Source organism: Pseudomonas sp. B21-017 (assembly GCF_024749245.1).
In the GTDB taxonomy this organism is placed as follows: Bacteria; Pseudomonadota; Gammaproteobacteria; order Pseudomonadales; family Pseudomonadaceae; genus Aquipseudomonas.
In genome coordinates, this window is sequence record NZ_CP087194.1 from 539243 (window position 1) to 555030 (window position 15788).

General features: G+C 60.4%; 13 protein-coding genes and 1 riboswitch. Of the genes, 11 read left to right on the forward strand and 2 right to left on the reverse strand.

What is annotated here, in order from left to right:
* Positions 1-64: 64 nt before the first annotated feature.
* On the reverse strand, positions 65-1498 hold the full coding sequence (locus tag LOY28_RS02380) for a TolC family outer membrane protein (protein ID WP_018928532.1): 1434 nt from the start codon (positions 1496-1498) through the stop codon (positions 65-67).
* A gap of 206 nt (positions 1499-1704) precedes the next feature.
* Positions 1705-1810: riboswitch (TPP riboswitch) on the forward strand.
* Between the two features lie 166 nt (positions 1811-1976).
* On the opposite strand from LOY28_RS02380, the gene thiC reads away from it, so the two are divergent.
* Complete coding sequence (thiC, locus tag LOY28_RS02385) at positions 1977-3866, forward strand: phosphomethylpyrimidine synthase ThiC (protein ID WP_258613009.1); 1890 nt, start codon at positions 1977-1979, stop codon at positions 3864-3866.
* Positions 3867-4079: 213 nt separating this feature from the next.
* Positions 4080-5372 (forward strand): putative hydroxymethylpyrimidine transporter CytX, encoded by a 1293-nt coding sequence (cytX, locus tag LOY28_RS02390; RefSeq protein WP_019650713.1) that lies wholly within the window; start codon positions 4080-4082, stop codon positions 5370-5372.
* Here the strand turns inward: cytX and LOY28_RS02395 are convergent.
* Entirely contained in the window at positions 5341-6087 is a 747-nt protein-coding gene (locus LOY28_RS02395; RefSeq protein ID WP_018928529.1) for an RsiV family protein, read from the reverse strand. The two genes, cytX and LOY28_RS02395, sit on opposite strands and share 32 nt — an antisense overlap.
* A gap of 229 nt (positions 6088-6316) precedes the next feature.
* On the opposite strand from LOY28_RS02395, the gene LOY28_RS02400 reads away from it, so the two are divergent.
* The 9 genes from LOY28_RS02400 (at position 6317) to LOY28_RS02440 (ending at position 15686) form a co-directional block, all read left to right on the forward strand.
* Positions 6317-6934 carry an NUDIX domain-containing protein gene (locus LOY28_RS02400; RefSeq protein WP_007939630.1) on the forward strand — a complete coding sequence of 206 codons (618 nt, stop codon included), beginning with the start codon at positions 6317-6319 and terminating at the stop codon, positions 6932-6934.
* Entirely contained in the window at positions 6925-7377 is a 453-nt protein-coding gene (locus LOY28_RS02405; RefSeq protein ID WP_007939629.1) for a DUF1249 domain-containing protein, read from the forward strand. Before LOY28_RS02400 ends, LOY28_RS02405 begins: the two co-directional genes overlap by 10 nt.
* 111 nt (positions 7378-7488) lie before the next feature.
* On the forward strand, positions 7489-8304 hold the full coding sequence (cpdA, locus tag LOY28_RS02410; RefSeq protein ID WP_026286607.1) for a 3',5'-cyclic-AMP phosphodiesterase: 816 nt from the start codon (positions 7489-7491) through the stop codon (positions 8302-8304).
* Between the two features lie 151 nt (positions 8305-8455).
* Positions 8456-9064: a YqiA/YcfP family alpha/beta fold hydrolase gene (locus LOY28_RS02415; RefSeq protein ID WP_018928525.1), complete on the forward strand. Its 609-nt coding sequence runs from the start codon at positions 8456-8458 to the stop codon at positions 9062-9064.
* Between the two features lie 42 nt (positions 9065-9106).
* Positions 9107-11014 carry a DNA topoisomerase IV subunit B gene (parE, locus tag LOY28_RS02420; RefSeq protein WP_018928524.1) on the forward strand — a complete coding sequence of 636 codons (1908 nt, stop codon included), beginning with the start codon at positions 9107-9109 and terminating at the stop codon, positions 11012-11014.
* Positions 11014-12003, forward strand: a complete 990-nt coding sequence (locus LOY28_RS02425; RefSeq protein WP_258613010.1) for an esterase-like activity of phytase family protein — start codon at positions 11014-11016, stop codon at positions 12001-12003. The genes parE and LOY28_RS02425 overlap by 1 nt, the downstream gene beginning before the upstream one ends.
* The gene (locus LOY28_RS02430; protein ID WP_018928522.1) at positions 12000-12521 is read left to right on the forward strand and encodes a TIGR02281 family clan AA aspartic protease; all 522 of its coding nucleotides are present in this window, start codon (positions 12000-12002) and stop codon (positions 12519-12521) included. Before LOY28_RS02425 ends, LOY28_RS02430 begins: the two co-directional genes overlap by 4 nt.
* Positions 12522-12531: 10 nt before the next feature.
* Complete coding sequence (parC, locus tag LOY28_RS02435) at positions 12532-14796, forward strand: DNA topoisomerase IV subunit A (protein ID WP_064616004.1); 2265 nt, start codon at positions 12532-12534, stop codon at positions 14794-14796.
* A gap of 176 nt (positions 14797-14972) precedes the next feature.
* Positions 14973-15686 carry a membrane integrity-associated transporter subunit PqiC gene (locus LOY28_RS02440; RefSeq protein WP_018928520.1) on the forward strand — a complete coding sequence of 238 codons (714 nt, stop codon included), beginning with the start codon at positions 14973-14975 and terminating at the stop codon, positions 15684-15686.
* Positions 15687-15788: the final 102 nt, after the last annotated feature.

The window sequence follows — 15788 nt, forward strand, 5'->3', positions numbered from 1 at the left end:
CGAGTCGCGCGAACAAAAAAGATCGTCCGAACGCGGCCCGAGCCTTCGGACGATCTTTTGCTGTTTAAGGCCTCGCTTTCAACTGCTCCGCCGCAGCCTTCGCCAGATCTGGTGGCAAGAAGTCCTTGTCCGGGTTGTAGTCGGCTTTGAGATAACGGGTCAGGTCCTGCAAATCCCCCGGGTTCAAGGTGCCGGCGGCCTGCTTCAGGCGCAGGTTGTCGAGGATGTAGTCGTAGCGCGTGTTGTTGTAGTTGCGCACCGAGGTGTACAGCTGACGCTGGGCATCGAGCACGTCGACGATGTTGCGTGTCCCCACCTGATAACCGATTTCGGTCGCTTCCACCGCGCTCTGGTTGGAAATGATCGACTGTCGACGTGCCTGCACCTGCTCGACGTCGGTGTTCACGGCGCGGTGCAGGTTACGGGTGTTTTCCACGACCTGGCGACGCAGGGCTTCGCGTTGTTGTTCCGTTTGATCCAGCCGTGAATAAGACTCTCGCACCTGGGAGCTGGTCAACCCGCCGCTGTAGATCGGGATGCTCAATTGCAGGCCGACGGTGCGTTGTTCCACATCGCCACCGTAATGCACGCCGGTCGGGCTCGGGTTGGTAAAACCGAGGGCGTCGTTGTCACCTTTCCTGTATTGCGCGACCGCATCCAGGGTGGGGGCATGCCCGGCCTTGCGCTGCTTGAGGGTTTCCTCGGCGGCGCTCACCGCGTAGTTGCTGGCCAGCAGATTGAGGTTCTGCTTGGCGGCGGTGTCGACCCAAGCCTTGGCGTCGTTCGGTGCCGGCGGCAGGATCGGCAAGGTGTGGACGATGCCCTGGATCGAGTTGTACTGGCGGTTGGTCAGGGTGATCAGCGCTTCGAACGCGTCATCCACCTGACGCTGGGCGACAATCCGGTTGGCCCGCGCGGTGTCGTAACTGGCCTGGGATTGCAACACATCGGTCTTGTCCGACAGGCCGACGTCGAAGCGCTCGTTGGACTGGTCGAGCTGGCGTTTGAAGGCTGCTTCTTCGGCCTTGGTCGAGGCCAGGTTGTCCTGGCTGCGCAGTACGTTGAAGTAGCTTTCGGCGCTTTGCAGGATCAAGTTTTGTTCAGTGGCCGAGAGTTGCAAGGCGGCCTGTTCGTTGACGTCCTTGGCGGCCTGGAACTGGAACCAGCGGTCGGCGCGGAAAATCGGTTGCGACAAGGTCGCCTGATACACCGTGCCGCTGCGGTTCGAGGTCACCGATGGTTGATCGAGCGCGGTGCGGGTGTCGTTCATGTTGGCACCGGCCGACAGGTTGGGCAGCAACCCGGCGCGGGCCTGGGGCACGACTTCCTTCTGGGCGCCGTACTGGGCGCGGGCGGCGGCGATATCGGCGTTGTTGTCCACCGCTTCTTGATAGACGCTGACCAGGTCGGTCTTGGTCGATAAGGGCGCTTCTGCTGCCCAGGCCATTCCATTGGACGCACAAGACACGGCAAGGGCCAGTGAGAGTTTGCGCAGCATGAGGCCATCCCTAAAAAATTATGCTGATAATTTGAACGCCAAGGCTACGGCGCGGCGCCCTGCAGCGTCAAGGCAGAGCGTCAAGGCGCGGCACGGCGTAGCGAGTGTAGATGCACGCAGGCATCGCAACAATCCGCTGATTGCGCCATTCATCATGGTGTTTACCGTGGTGTTGGCGTTCTTTGCCGGTTATGTCTAGACTGGCCGGGTTCTTGTCGGGGTGCCTTGCTATGAGGCTGAGATCGAATAATTTCGGATCCCGTTGAACCTGATCAGGTTAGCGCCTGCGTAGGGAACAAGATTTCTCGTCACCCGGCGAGTCCTCTTGTGCTTCGTCCGGGATGTTGTTCGACAATCGAACACCCCTCGAGCATCGAGCACAGCACCTGCTGGATTTTTCAGCGCCCGTGCGTCCATTCGTTTACAGGTTCGCTCCGACAAAAATCCACTGCCTGGATGTGTGTCTGGAGAGCCCGTGATGACTACAAAATCAAAAATCGCAACCAACCTGAGTGACTCGGCCAAGGTCGATCAGCAATCGGTTCAGCCGTTTACCCGCTCGCAAAAAATCTATGTTCAGGGCACACGCCCCGACATCATCGTGCCGATGCGCGAAATCAGCCTGGATGTGACCCCGACCGACTTCGGCGGCGAAATCAACGCGCCGGTGGTGGTGTATGACACCTCGGGCCCGTACACCGACCCCAATGTCACCATCGATGTGCGCAAAGGCCTGGGCGATGTGCGGTCGCCGTGGATCGAATCCCGTGGCGACACCGAGCGCCTGTCCGGCCTGAGCTCCAACTTCGGCCAGGAACGCCTCGCCGATCCGGAACTGACCAAGCTGCGTTTCGCCCACGTCAACAACCCGCGCCGCGCCAAGCCGGGTGCCAACGTCAGCCAGATGCACTACGCCCGTAAAGGCATCATCACCGCCGAGATGGAATACGTTGCCATCCGCGAAAACATGAAACTCGAAGTGGCCCGCGCCGCCGGCCTGCTGGACCAGCAACACGCCGGCCACAGCTTCGGCGCCAGCGTGCCGAAAATCATCACCCCGGAATTCGTCCGTGAAGAGATCGCCCGCGGTCGCGCGATCATTCCGGCCAACATCAACCACACCGAACTGGAACCGATGATCATCGGCCGTAACTTCCTGGTGAAGATCAACGGCAACATCGGCAACAGTGCCTTGGGTTCGTCCATCGAAGAAGAAGTGGCGAAGCTGACCTGGGGCATTCGTTGGGGGTCGGACACGGTCATGGACCTGTCCACCGGCAAACACATTCACGAAACCCGCGAATGGATCATCCGTAACTCGCCGGTGCCGATCGGTACCGTGCCGATCTATCAGGCACTGGAGAAGGTCAATGGCGTCGCCGAAGACCTGACCTGGGAGTTGTTCCGCGACACACTGATCGAACAGGCCGAGCAGGGCGTCGACTACTTCACCATCCACGCCGGCGTGTTGCTGCGCTACGTGCCGCTGACTGCCAAGCGCGTGACCGGCATCGTCTCCCGTGGCGGTTCGATCATGGCCAAGTGGTGCCTGGCGCACCACAAGGAAAACTTCCTCTACACCCATTTCGAAGACATCTGCGAAATCATGAAGGCCTACGACGTCAGCTTCTCGCTGGGCGATGGCCTGCGTCCGGGCTCGATTGCCGACGCCAACGACGAAGCGCAATTCGGTGAACTGGAAACCCTCGGCGAGCTGACCAAAATCGCCTGGAAGCATGACGTGCAGTGCATGATCGAAGGCCCGGGCCACGTGCCGATGCAGTTGATCAAAGAGAACATGGACAAGCAGCTGGAGTGCTGCGACGAGGCGCCGTTCTACACCCTCGGCCCACTGACCACCGACATCGCCCCAGGCTACGACCACATCACTTCCGGTATCGGTGCGGCGATGATCGGCTGGTTCGGTTGCGCCATGCTCTGCTACGTGACGCCGAAGGAGCACTTGGGCCTGCCGAACAAGGATGACGTGAAGACCGGGATCATCACCTACAAGATCGCCGCTCACGCCGCCGACCTGGCCAAAGGGCATCCGGGGGCACAGATTCGCGACAACGCCTTGAGCAAGGCGCGTTTCGAATTCCGCTGGGAAGACCAGTTCAACCTGGGCCTCGATCCAGACACCGCGCGCTCGTACCACGATGAAACCCTGCCGAAGGATTCGGCCAAGGTCGCGCACTTCTGCTCCATGTGCGGGCCGAAATTCTGCTCGATGAAAATCACCCAGGAAGTCCGTGAATATGCGGCCAACCAGCGGATCGAAACCGTCGATGCCGAAGTCGCCAAGGGACTGGCGGAACAGGCTGAGCGGTTCAAGCAGGAAGGCAGTCAGCTGTACAAGAAGGTTTGATCTGACCGGCGCACTCGGGTGCGCCGCTTACCCTTGTGGCGAGGGAGCTTGCTCCCGCTCGGCTGTGAAGCAGTCGTGAAATCGATAATCGCAACCTGACTGTCAGACCGCGGTGACTTGTTTTGGGTCTGCTTCGCAGACCAGCGGGAGCAAGCTCCCTCGCCACAAAGGGTGGTCAACACCACAACACATGTTCCTCTGAGATAACACCCTTTGAGCATTCAACCCAGCACTTACTCCCCGGACATCGCCGTGCCGACCGACAAGCGCGTCTTCGGCGGTCGGGATCTGTTTTCCCTGTGGTTCTCCCTCGGCATCGGCCTGATGGTATTGCAGACCGGCGCGTTGCTCGCGCCGGGTCTGGGCCTGTCCGGTTCATTGCTGGCGATTTTTCTCGGCACGCTGGTCGGCGTGCTGTTGCTGGCCGCTGTCGGCGTGATCGGCAGTGACACCGGCCTGTCATCGATGGCCGCGCTCAAACTCAGCCTTGGTAAAAAAGGCGCAAGCCTTCCGGCGGTGCTGAACCTGCTGCAACTGATTGGTTGGGGTTCGTTCGAAATCATCGTGATGCGCGACGCCGCCAGCCTGCTCGGTGCCCGTGCATTCAGCGAGGGCAGCCTGTGGTCGAACCCATTGCTGTGGACGCTGTTCTTCGGTGCGCTGGCCACCTTGCTGGCGGTCAGCGGTCCGCTGACCTTCGTGCGCAAGATCCTGCGCAAGTGGGGCATCTGGCTGTTGCTGGCCGCGTGCATCTGGCTGACCTGGAACCTGTTCGCCAAGGCCGACCTGGCGGCGTTGTGGGCGCAGGCCGGTGATGGTTCGATGCCGTTCGCCGTGGGCTTCGACATTGCGATCGCGATGCCGCTGTCCTGGCTGCCGCTGATTGCCGACTACTCGCGCTTCGGCAAGCGTGCGAAGAATGTGTTCGGCGGTACGGCGTTGGGTTTCTTTATCGGTAACTTCTGGCTGATGAGCCTGGGCGTGGCGTATACCCTGGCGTTCGCGCCGAGTGGTGAAGTGAATGCCTTGCTGCTGGCGCTGGCCGGTGCTGGCCTGGGGATTCCGTTGCTGCTGATTCTGTTGGATGAATCAGAAAATGCCTTTGCCGATATTCATTCGGCGGCGGTGTCCAGCGGGATTCTGCTGCGCTTGAAAGTCGAGCATCTGGCCTTGGCCATCGGCGTGATCTGCACACTGATCGCTTGCCTGGCGCCATTGGCCCAGTACCAGAATTTCCTGCTGTTGATCGGTTCGGTGTTTGCGCCGCTGTTCGGCGTGGTGCTGGTGGATCACTTCATCCTGCGCAAGCGCAGTGCCCGTGTGGCATCGGCTGCCTTGCGCTGGCCGGCGTTGCTCGCCTGGCTGGGCGGGGTGAGCACTTATCACTTGCTGGCCAATCTCTATCCGGACATCGGCGCAACCCTGCCGTCGCTGGTACTGGCAGGGCTGCTGCAACTGGTGCTTGGTCGAGCCTTCAGCTACGGCCGGGAAACAGCTCAGGCTTGAGAATGCCGTTCAGGCGTGGGTAGGGGATCTTCAGTTCGACGTGGCCCAATGCGTAAGGCGCAAGGGTGCTCACTTCGTACTTGAGGATCACCCCGCCGTACGTCAACGCTACGTTCTGGGTTTTCACGAAGGGCCAGCTCTTGACGAACTCTGGCTCCTGATCGAGTTTGGTGCTGATCAGCCAGCTGTTGTGCGCCACCTGGGCCGCTTTCCAGAACGCTTCTTCCTGCCCCGGAATCACCATATCCGACAGCGTCAGCACTTTATGCTGCTGACGCGAGTAGTTGATGAAACCGCGGCCCGGCGTGCCATGCGCACCGCCATTGTCCAGATAGCTGGACAATTCAATGATCACCAAGCCGTCATGCTGCTCACGTACCTTGGCTTGCAAGTAGCTGCTGTAGCGCGGCTCGGCACTGCTCAAAAATTGCTCGCGATAGGCCGCCAGTGTCGGCGCTACAGGGGCGTCGGGTGAGGTGCGGGTCATTTGCAGCAAACGTTTTTCGATGATGCCGTCAAGCGCAGGCTCAGCCGGGAAGTGCAGCGTATCGATGTTCACCAGCGGGCAGTCAGGGTTGGCGCAACCCGGTTTCAGCTGTTCGGAAGCGTCGCGGGTGGTTTCCAGCGGCGCTCGGTAATTGGGCTGGAAAAGACTCTGGCACGCACCCAGGGTCAGGGCGATGGCGGCCACGGAGGCGATCTTGAAAAGCGACATGGGCGTCCTTAATGAAACAGGGGAAGGCGAAAAGTTACCCGCTTCGACTCTCAACGAGGCAGTCAGTTCGCCACTAAGCTAATTAGAGTTGGTTTCGCCCTCACCGTCTATCCCGCTGACTGTAAAGGGGCTGCATCAAACATCGCGGGCGCGTTAGGATGGCGCGAAGTCGAGGTTGCAAGTAACCAAAAGGAGCCTCGTAACGGATTTGCAGTAAACGAGGATTGTCATGACTGATTTTGCCAACGCCATTCCGACCGCCGTTGATATCGTTCGGCGCGAAAAGTGCTACGAGGGCTTCTACAAGCTCGACCGCGTGCACTTGCGCCACGAATTGTTCGACGGCGGCATGAGTCGCGAGATCAATCGTGAAGTGTTCTTGCGCCACGATGCGGTGTGTGTGCTGCCTTATGATCCACAGCGCGACGAAGTGGTGCTGATCGAGCAGTTTCGCGTCGGCGCCATGGGCAAGACCGACAATCCGTGGCTGATCGAACTGGTCGCCGGTCTGATCGACAAGGATGAAATACCGGAAGAAGTTGCTCACCGCGAAGCGCAGGAGGAAGCTGGACTTGTATTCGGGGCGCTCTGGCCGATGACCAAGTATTTTCCATCGCCGGGTGGCAGTAACGAGTTTGTGCACTTGTACCTGGGGCGTTGTGACAGTGCCGGGGTTGGCGGCCTGCATGGGCTGGAGGAAGAGGCTGAAGATATTCGCGTCACGGTCTGGGCTTTCGAAGATGCCCTGCAAGCCGTGCGTGACGGACGTATTGCCAACGCAGCGAGCATCATTGCCTTGCAGTGGTTGGCTTTGAACCGCGTGGAAGTGAGGGGGTTATGGTCGTAAACAAGCTGCGCGATCGCTATCGGGTTGATCTCGTGGGGCTGCAAGCTTCCTGCGAGGCCAACTACGCGCGCCTGATGCGACTGTTGCCGGACATGCGCAACGATCCGGCGGCCCGGCGCATTGCCGTGACCCAGGGTGACCAGATGCTGGGCGTGCTGGCCCTGGAAGTGCTGCAAGCCTGTCCATACACCACCACCCTGCAAGTGCGTCAGGAACACAGCCTGCCCTGGTTGCCGGTGCCGCAACTGGAAGTGCAGGTGTATCACGACGCGCGCATGGCTGAAGTTATCAGTGCCGAACATGCACGACGCTTTCGCGGCATCTATCCTTACCCGAACGCCGCGATGCATCAGCCGGACGAAAAGGCTCAACTCAATCTGTTCCTGGGGGAATGGCTGAGTCATTGCCTGGCTTGCGGACACGAGTACGCCGTTGTGCGCTAAGAGTGCTGTGTAGTTGTGAACTGCTTCCGGTTCACAGGTTTCCTCTTTTGATCGTCCCCCAGCATAATTGCGGCACTTTCCAATCCCGTGATCACGCCCTGGGAGAACGCCTTGCCGAGCGTATCCACTTTGACCACCGCCGATCCGGCGTTGCTGGTGCAACTCTCCGACAGTCATCTGTTTGCCGAGGCGGACGCGACGTTGCTGGGCATGAATACCCGCGACAGCCTGCAACAGGTGATCGAGCTGGTATTGAAGCAGCAACCGCAGATCGATCTGATGATTGCCACTGGCGATCTGTCCCAGGACGGGACGCTGGAGTCGTACCAGCTGTTTCGCGACCTGACCCGGCAGATCGATGCCCCGGCGCGCTGGATCCCCGGTAATCACGACGAGCCGCGGATCATGGCCGAGGCGGCGGTGCACAGTGCATTGCTGGAGTCGGTGGTGGACATCGGCAACTGGCGGGTGACGTTGCTCGATTCGGCGGTGCCGGGTTCGGTGCCGGGGTATTTACAGGATGAGCAGTTGCAATTGCTCGTGCGCTCGTTGAGCGAGGCGCCGCAGCGGCATCATCTGGTGTGTTTCCATCATCATCCGGTGTCGATCGGGTGTGCGTGGATGGAGCCCATTGGATTGCGCAATCCAGAGGCGTTGTTCGCGGTGCTGGATCGATTTGCGCAGGTGCGTGCGGTGCTTTGGGGGCATGTTCATCAGGAGATTGATCAAGTGCGCAACGGTGTTCGCCTGATCGCATCGCCCTCGACCTGCATCCAGTTCGAGCCGGGCAGCGACGATTTCAAGGTGAGTGAGCAGGCGCCGGGGTATCGGTGGTTGCGGCTGTTGCCCGATGGTCAGCTTGAAACTGGCGTTGAGCGCGTCACCGGGTTCGATTTCCAGATTGATTACGGCTCCAACGGCTACTGATTTCTTTGTCATTTTCAAAGACCGAGGCGTGGCCATCGCGAGCTTTCCCGCGATGGCATTCGCTCAGGCGACATGAATCCCACGCATGTCCCCGATTCCCCCCGAGTCCCTGTAAACTCCGCCTTCTTTACCCGACGCACAGGGAGCTCAAATGTCTGGTTCGATCCTTTATATCCATGGTTTCAACAGCGCGCCGGCGTCGAAAAAGGCCTGTCAGTTGATGAATGTGATGGAGCGGCTGGGCTTGAGCGATCAGTTGCGTGTACCGGCCCTGCATCACCATCCCCGCGAGGCCATCGCTCAGCTGGAACAGGCGATTGTGGAGCTGGGGCGGCCACTGCTGGTCGGCAGCTCACTCGGCGGCTACTATGCGACTCACTTGGCCGAGCGCCATGGCTTGAAAGCCCTGTTGATCAACCCTGCCGTCAGCCCACACCGGATGTTCGACGGGTTTCTGGGGACGCAGAAAAACCTGTATACCGATGAGACCTGGGAAATGACCCACGACCACGTGACGGCCCTGGCCGAGCTGGAAGTGCCGGCGCCCCAGGATCCGCAGCGGTTTCAGGTATGGTTGCAAACTGGCGATGAAACACTGGACTATCGCCTCGCCCAGCAATATTACCGGGCCTGTGCCTTGCGCATTCAGGCCGGCGGCGACCATAGTTTCCAGGGTTTTGCCGCGCAACTGCCGGCAATATTGAGTTTTGCCGGCATCGGCGCAGATTTGTATCAGGCAATCGATTTCACAGCACTGTGATCATTGCCCCCTATTTTCACTGAACACTGACGACGAGACCCCATGGCCACTCCCAGCGCTAGCTCTTATAACGCAGACGCCATCGAAGTCCTCTCGGGCCTCGACCCGGTGCGCAAACGCCCCGGCATGTACACCGACACCAGTCGGCCGAACCACCTCGCCCAGGAAGTCATCGACAACAGCGTCGACGAAGCCTTGGCCGGGCACGCGACGTCGGTGCAGGTCATCCTGCACGCCGATCACTCCCTGGAAGTCAGCGATGACGGCCGTGGCATGCCGGTGGACATTCACCCGGAAGAAGGTGTTTCGGGCGTCGAGCTGATCCTCACCAAACTCCATGCGGGCGGCAAGTTTTCCAACAAGAACTACCAGTTCTCCGGCGGTTTGCACGGGGTGGGTATTTCCGTGGTCAATGCCTTGTCGACCGAAGTCCGGGTGCGTGTAAAACGCGACGGCAACGAATACCAGATGACCTTCGCCGACGGTTACAAGAAAACCGAGCTGGAAGTAGTCGGCACCGTCGGCAAGCGCAATACCGGCACCAGTGTGTTCTTCGCGCCGGACCCGAAGTATTTCGATTCGCCGAAATTTTCCATCAGCCGTCTCAAGCACGTGCTCAAGGCCAAGGCTGTTCTGTGCCCGGGGCTGCTGGTCAGTTTTGAAGACAAGGCCACCGGCGAGAAAGTCGAATGGCATTACGAAGACGGCCTGCGCTCCTACCTGGTAGACGCCGTCAGCGAATTCGAACGCCTGCCGGACGAGCCGTTCTGCGGCAGCCTGGCCGGTAACAAGGAAGCCGTCGATTGGGCGTTGCTGTGGTTGCCCGAGGGTGGCGACAGCGTTCAGGAAAGCTACGTCAACCTGATCCCGACAGCCCAGGGCGGTACCCACGTCAACGGTCTGCGTCAGGGCTTGCTCGACGCCATGCGCGAGTTCTGCGAGTTCCGCAGCCTGTTGCCGCGTGGTGTGAAGCTGGCGCCGGAAGACGTCTGGGAGCGTATCGCTTTCGTCCTGTCGATGAAGATGCAGGAACCACAATTCTCCGGCCAGACCAAGGAGCGCCTGTCATCCCGTGAAGCGGCCGCCTTCGTTTCCGGCGTGGTCAAGGATGCTTTCAGCCTGTGGCTCAACGCCAACCCGGAAACCGGCATGTTGCTGGCCGAGCTGGCGATCAACAACGCCGGCCGTCGTCTGAAGGCCAGCAAGAAGGTCGAGCGCAAACGCATTACCCAAGGGCCGGCATTGCCGGGCAAGCTCGCCGACTGCGCCGGGCAGGACCCGATGCGTTCCGAGCTGTTCCTGGTGGAAGGTGACTCCGCAGGCGGTTCGGCCAAGCAAGCGCGGGACAAAGAATTTCAGGCGATCCTGCCGTTGCGCGGCAAGATCCTGAACACCTGGGAAGTCGACGGCAGTGAAGTACTGGCCAGCCAGGAAGTGCACAACATCGCCGTGGCGATTGGTGTCGACCCGGGCGCGGCGGACATGAGCCAGTTGCGTTACGGCAAGATCTGCATCCTCGCCGACGCCGACTCCGACGGTCTGCACATCGCCACCTTGCTCTGCGCCTTGTTCGTCCAGCATTTCCGCCCACTGGTGGAGGCTGGTCACGTCTACGTCGCCATGCCGCCGCTGTACCGTATCGACCTGGGCAAAGAAATCTACTACGCCCTCGACGAGGCCGAGCGCGACGGCATCCTCGATCGCCTGGTGGCCGAGAAGAAACGTGGCAAGCCGCAGGTCACCCGATTCAAGGGGCTGGGTGAAATGAACCCGCCACAGTTGCGCGAAACCACCATGGACCCGAACACGCGGCGCCTGGTGCAACTGACGCTGGGTGAAGATTTCGCCGAGACCTCGGAAATGATGGACATGCTGCTGGCGAAAAAACGCGCGGGCGATCGCAAGACCTGGCTGGAATCCAAAGGCAACCTGGCCGAGGTTCTGGGCTGATGCGCCTTGGCTGGGCCCTGGCGTGTGCGTTGCTGCTGACTTCGGTGACGATTTGCGCGGAACCCGCGCCAGAGCTGCGCCTGTTGTCCGAACATGCCGTCGACGGCATGCGCGGCGGCAATCTGTCGGGGCTGGCCCAGTGTGGCAAGGAGCTGTGGACCGTTTCGGATCGCGACGATGATCAAATCTATCGCCTCGACACCCGCAATTCCACCTGGCAAGCCGAAACCGTGCACATTGACGTACCCCTGGTGCCCGACACCGGTTTGCCTTGGGGCTTGCGTGCGCGGACTTGGGCGGCATCGTTCGTGCGGGGCGGGGATCTGGATTTCGAAGGCATCACCTGTGACAGCGCGGGCAATCGTTACATCGTCAGCGAAGGCCACGCCGCGGTGTTGCAAGTACCGCCAACCGGGCCTGCGTCCTGGCTGAAAATCTCGCCGATGCTGGTGCGCGAAGCGCGGGCCAGCGGCATGTTGTTGCACTTCAATGCGTTGTTCGAAGGCCTGGCGATCAATCCGGCCGGTGACACGCTGTGGCTGGCCGCCGAACGTGAGCGCCGCGGTTTGTTGCTGATCAAGCGCCAGCAAACAGTGTGGGACTGCGACGGTAGCTGTGTGCTGCTGAGTGAAGGCGGGGTGGAAATGCAGCCAGCACAATTTCCCCACGCCAGAGCGCGCCCTCGGGATTTTGCTGATCTGTCATTGTTCGACGGCAAGCTGTTTACCCTTGAGCGCAACGCCTTTCAGATCTGTCGCCGTGATGCGGTAACGACCAAGGTCGAGCGCTGCTGGTCGTTTGCTGCCGAGGCCTTGCAGGAAAATCGTCGTTATTCACAGCCCTTTGGGCTGGCGGAAGCGCTGATCATCGACGTCGACGGTGCCTGGATCGGTATCGACAACAACAACGGTGCACGTGCCGACGGCGAGGTGCGCCCGATTGTGTGGCGCTTTGCCGCGCCTGAAGGTGGCTGGAGTGCCAAGCCATGAGTCAGCAACCGCCGGGCAAACGCGCCGGTCGGGTGTTGATGGTGCTGGCCTGGGGCGCCGCGCTGTTTCTGGCAACGCGGTTCTTCGGTCAATGGGAGGAGCGTCAACAGAATCCCAACACCGTCGTCAGCTCTGAGCAGGGCCAGGGTTTTATCGAGGTGAAGCTGATCGGTAACAGCCAGGGGCATTTTGTCGCCACCGGCCAGATCAACGGCCAGCCCGTGGAGTTCATGCTCGATACCGGCGCAACCGATGTGTCGATCCCGGCCGAAATGGCTGAACGATTGAAACTGGAAAAAGGCTTCGGGGTGACCCTGAGCACGGCCAATGGCTTGAGTGAGGGTTATCGGACCCGCCTCGACCGGCTGCAACTGGGCGCCATCGTGCTGCGTGACGTTCGCGCGCTGGTGGCGCCCGGTTTGCACGGCAATCAAGTGCTGCTCGGCATGAGCGCACTGAACAAACTTGAATTTACCCAGCGCGGTGGCACCATGCTGCTGCGCCAGACCACGAAATAATGAGGCCCGCATGAGCGACTCCCTTGATCTCAGCCTGGACGGTGTAGAACGCCGGTCACTGGCTGACTTCACCGAAAATGCCTACCTCAACTACTCCATGTACGTGATCATGGACCGTGCCTTGCCGCATATCGGCGACGGCCTGAAACCGGTACAGCGACGCATCGTCTATGCGATGAGCGAGTTGGGGCTGGACGCCGATTCCAAGCACAAGAAGTCGGCGCGTACCGTCGGTGACGTGCTCGGTAAATTCCACCCCCACGGCGACTCGGCGTGCTACGAAGCCATGGTGCTGATGGCCCAGCCGTTCAGCTACCGCTACACGCTGGTCGACGGCCAGGGTAACTGGGGTGCGCCGGATGATCCCAAGTCCTTCGCGGCCATGCGTTACACCGAAGCGCGGCTGTCGCGTTATTCCGAAGTGCTGCTCAGCGAACTGGGCCAGGGCACGGCGGACTGGGGCCCGAACTTCGACGGCACCCTGGAAGAACCTCTGGTGTTGCCGGCCCGTTTGCCGAACATCCTGCTCAACGGCACCACCGGTATCGCCGTGGGCATGGCCACCGACGTCCCGCCGCATAACCTGCGCGAAGTCGCGACCGCTTGCGTGCGCTTGCTGGATGAACCGAAAGCCACGGTCGAGCAGCTCTGCGAACACATTCAGGGGCCGGATTATCCGACCGAAGCGGAAATCATCACGCCGCGCGCCGACCTGCTGAAAATCTACGAAACCGGTCGCGGTTCGGTGCGCATGCGCGCTGTTTACCACGTCGAAGACGGCGACATCGTCGTGACGGCGCTGCCGCACCAGGTCTCTGGTGCCAAAGTGCTCGAGCAGATTGCCGCGATGATGCAGGCCAAACCGTCGAAAGCCCCGCAGATCGCGGACTTGCGCGACGAGTCGGACCACGAGAACCCTTGCCGCATCGTGATTATTCCGGTGAACAGCCGGGTCGATCACGAAGCGCTGATGCAGCACCTGTTCGCGACCACCGAGCTGGAATCCAGCTACCGGGTCAACATCAATATCATTGGCCTCGACGGCAAGCCGCAGCTCAAGAACCTGCGTGCATTGCTGGTGGAATGGCTGGAATTCCGCGTGCGGACCGTGCGTCGACGCCTGCAATTCCGTCTGGACAAGGTCGAGCGTCGCCTGCACCTGTTGGACGGCTTGCTGATTGCCTACCTCAACCTGGATGAAGTGATCCACATCATCCGTACCGAGGAGCATCCGAAGGCCAGTCTGATCGAGCGTTTCGCCCTGAGCGAGATCCAGGCCGATTACATTCTCGACACCCGTTTGCGTCAGTTGGCGCGGCTGGAAGAAATGAAGCTGCGTGCCGAGCAGGATGAACTGCTCAAGGAGCAGGCCAAGCTGCAAGCCCTGCTGGGCAGCGAAGCCAAGCTGAAGAAACTGGTACGCAGCGAGCTGATCAAAGACGCCGAAACCTATGGCGACGACCGTCGTTCGCCAATCGTCGAGCGCGCCGAAGCCAAAGCGATGACCGAGCACGATCTGCTGCCGAACGAGAAAGTGACGGTCGTGTTGTCGGAAAAAGGCTGGGTTCGCTCCGCCAAAGGTCACGACATCGATGCTACCGGGCTGTCCTACAAGGCCGGGGATGGCTTCAAGACCTCGGCGGCCGGGCGTTCCAACCAGTTTGCGGTGTTTATCGACTCCACCGGCCGCAGTTATTCGGTTGCATCCCACACACTGCCATCGGCCCGTGGTCAGGGTGAACCGCTGACCGGTCGTCTGACGCCGCCACCAGGGGCGAGCTTCGAATGCGTGCTGATGCCTGAAGACGATGCGCTGTACGTGATCGCATCCGACGCCGGTTACGGTTTCGTGGTCAAGGGCGAAGACCTGCAAGCCAAGAACAAGGCGGGCAAGGCCCTGTTGAGCCTGCCGAACAACGCCAAGGTCATCCTGCCGCGTCCGGTGGCCGACCGTGAACACAACTGGCTGGCCTCGGTGACCACCGAGGGTCGCCTGCTGATCTTCAAAATCAGCGATCTGCCACAATTAGGTAAAGGTAAAGGGAATAAGATCATCGGGATTCCCGGTGAGCGTGTTGCCAGTCGCGAAGAATATGTCACGGACATCGCTGTTTTGCCGGAGGGCGCCACTTTGGTGCTGCAGGCCGGCAAACGTACCTTGTCACTGAAGGCGGACGACCTTGAACACTATAAAGGTGAGCGTGGGCGTCGCGGTAACAAACTGCCACGGGGCTTCCAGAGGGTGGATGCGCTGTTCGTCGAAAACCTCAATTAAGCGTCCTAGAGCGCTCGATCTACGATTTGACGCGTAGATCGACGCTTTGGCGCTGGAGTCGGAACGCATATTCACGGATGATATGGCCTTTCAAGCGCCGGCGTAGCCGAGTGTTCTTCATATTTTTTGAGTATTTTCACTGTGGTGAGCCTTGTGGCAGCCACCTGGATGGGACGATGACTGCTCTGCGCCTTCCTTTTATTTTGATGCTCGCTGGCGTTCTTGGCCTGGCGGGTTGCAGCGTGCACCAGCCGGTGTCGCTGTATCAGCTGGACAGCGGAAGTCCGGCTCAGCCTGCGCAAAGCGCGGGCATGGCGGTATTGTTGGGCCCGGTAACGGTTGCTGATTACCTGCAACGCGAAACCTTGTTGCAGCGTCAGCCGGATGGCAGCCTTCAAGCATCGGCCGACGGTCGTTGGGCGGGCAGCCTGTCGTCGGACATCGATCAGCTGTTGCTGCGTCAGGTCGCTGGTCATCTGGACAGCCAACGCGTTGTCCTGGCACCTGCGACAGTGGGCTTCACGCCGGATGTTCAGGTTCTGCTGACCATCACCCGTCTGGACTCGGGTGTGTCGCAACCGGCGATCCTGGACGCGCAATGGCGCCTGATCGATCGTCGTGGTCAGGTGCGTGATAACCGTATCGTTCATCTGCAGGAGCAGCACTCCGGCGGCACGGCGTCTCAGGTTCAGGCCCAGGGTGTGTTGCTGCAGCGTCTGGCCGAGCAACTGTCCACAGCGCTCAAGCCACTGGCCAACCAGCCACCGATCGCTGAAGCGCCGCGCAAACCGGCTGCCAAACCGGCAGCACCGGCAGCAGAGCCCGAGAAACAGCCAAAGATCCCGATGGCCTCGCCGATTCGTACGGATATGGAAGTGTTCAGGTTCTGAGCCTGGATTGAGTCCAGAACAAAGCCCGCCTTGTGCGGGCTTTGTTGTTTTTGCGGGTTGGTTGTAGCAGCTCGGCAGCTGCTACAAGAGTTAAGGGACAAC

Excerpts from the sequence above, each read along its gene's own strand:
- thiC (WP_258613009.1), top strand. The coding sequence starts at position 1,977 with ATGACTACAAAATCAAAAATCGCAACCAACCTGAGTGACTCGGCCAAG.
- LOY28_RS02430 (WP_018928522.1), top strand. The coding sequence starts at position 12,000 with ATGAGTCAGCAACCGCCGGGCAAACGCGCCGGTCGGGTGTTGATGGTG.
- parE (WP_018928524.1), top strand. The coding sequence starts at position 9,107 with ATGGCCACTCCCAGCGCTAGCTCTTATAACGCAGACGCCATCGAAGTC.
- LOY28_RS02440 (WP_018928520.1), top strand. The coding sequence starts at position 14,973 with ATGACTGCTCTGCGCCTTCCTTTTATTTTGATGCTCGCTGGCGTTCTT.
- LOY28_RS02415 (WP_018928525.1), top strand. The coding sequence starts at position 8,456 with ATGTCTGGTTCGATCCTTTATATCCATGGTTTCAACAGCGCGCCGGCG.
- LOY28_RS02380 (WP_018928532.1), bottom strand. The coding sequence starts at position 1,498 with ATGCTGCGCAAACTCTCACTGGCCCTTGCCGTGTCTTGTGCGTCCAAT.
- parC (WP_064616004.1), top strand. The coding sequence starts at position 12,532 with ATGAGCGACTCCCTTGATCTCAGCCTGGACGGTGTAGAACGCCGGTCA.
- LOY28_RS02425 (WP_258613010.1), top strand. The coding sequence starts at position 11,014 with ATGCGCCTTGGCTGGGCCCTGGCGTGTGCGTTGCTGCTGACTTCGGTG.
- LOY28_RS02405 (WP_007939629.1), top strand. The coding sequence starts at position 6,925 with ATGGTCGTAAACAAGCTGCGCGATCGCTATCGGGTTGATCTCGTGGGG.
- LOY28_RS02395 (WP_018928529.1), bottom strand. The coding sequence starts at position 6,087 with ATGTCGCTTTTCAAGATCGCCTCCGTGGCCGCCATCGCCCTGACCCTG.
- LOY28_RS02400 (WP_007939630.1), top strand. The coding sequence starts at position 6,317 with ATGACTGATTTTGCCAACGCCATTCCGACCGCCGTTGATATCGTTCGG.